Here is a 1,559-nt window from a genome sequence, read left to right on the forward strand (position 1 = left end):
GGTGCATTACCAATCTTATTAGGTGCAGCATTATTGAACTTCTTGTTATTAGCTGGCTTGAATGCATTTATTGGATTCAATGCATGGTTGATCACAACATTAATCAATAACTTATTAATCGGAGCATTACTATTAGGTCTTGCATTATTACCATTAGTAAGTCAATTGATCATCAACACAGTAGTTAAATGGACAATCAGAGCAGTCGTACACTTGATCAGATTCTTTGTAGGATTGTTCAGATTAGGTGCTAGATTAGTACTTCAATTCATTATTGGATTAACTAACTTAGTACTTGGAGTCGCAAAGGCTATCTCTGTAGTAGCTGCCGTAACAAACTTGTTATTAGCACCTATTTCATTATTAGTCCCTGTCGTCGGCCCAATCCTATTCTTATTACACTTATTAAGAGCTGGATTAGCAGGAATCAACTTCTTGATCCTACTACCACTCAAATTGTTAGCTGGTTTGATTAACTTCTTAACACTAGGCGGATTGTTATTATCAATTCCATACTGGTTATTCATCAGACCATTAACATCAGTATTATTAGCTATCGGTGCCGGAATCATCTCAGACATCGTTATGACATTATTGACATTGCCATTAGTATTATTTAATACATTGACATTGTTCAATCTTGTAGGAATTCCAGCCTTACTACTTAAAGCATTCAACAACTTAGTAGTATTGCCATTATTAATCAACGGAATCGGCTTATTATTAGCTCTTGGCTTACCACTAGCATTATTGCTTGGTGCATTAGGTCTATTGAATCTATTGGCATTAGGTCTATTAGGACTTAACTTCCCATTGATTGCATTGATCTTATTGTCATTGCCAAACTTGATTCCATTCTTAGACTTGATCATGGTAGCTATGAACCTCATCGGTTTAGCAAGCTTGCTTCTAAACGGATTGAAACTATTGTTATTACCAATCAAGATTCTAGGAGACTTGTTCAATGACTTCCTTATTCCAGCATTAGTAGCAGGATTAACATTCTTACTATTATTACCATTGCTTGGTGTAATCACATTCTTGAACCCACTAAGATGGTTGAACTTAGGTATCCTTTCAGCTATCGGAACATTCTTAGCAAAACTATTGTTAGGATTGCTCGCAATTCCATTTATCCTTGTTAAGAACTTATTAACAAGCTTGATCCCAGCTGTATTAGCAGGATTGTTAGTAGGACTACTCAGAGCATTATTCGGTGGACTACCATTCTTACTATTAGCACTTGGATTGTTACTACCATTGATCCTTAATGGATTATTAACAGCCTTGATCCCTGGATTGAACTTATTAACAGTTCCACTAGGACTCTTAGCATTATTAGCAGGATTACCACTAGTAACATTAGGTATCCTAAATAACTTACTCAAACAACTTGTATGGACAGTCTTAGGAACAATCCTTACACAATTAGCTCTCAACTTAGCTAAAGACTTGTTAGACTTGCTTCTATGGTTACCATTACAATTATTACTTGCATTACCATTGTTCTTATTGAACTTAGCATTGAATGCATTATTATTAAGACCATTGTTGTTATT

At 35.2% G+C, this 1,559-nt stretch carries 1 protein-coding gene; it reads left to right on the forward strand.

Annotated features, from left to right (window positions below; all coding sequences use genetic code 11):
- Positions 1–1,559: hypothetical protein (locus tag EKM69_RS12420; protein ID WP_164505955.1), on the forward strand; the 1,559-nt coding region annotated here is incomplete at both ends.

It is taken from the genome of Companilactobacillus zhongbaensis (genome assembly GCF_003946515.1).
Lineage (GTDB): Bacteria > Bacillota > Bacilli > Lactobacillales > Lactobacillaceae > Companilactobacillus > Companilactobacillus zhongbaensis.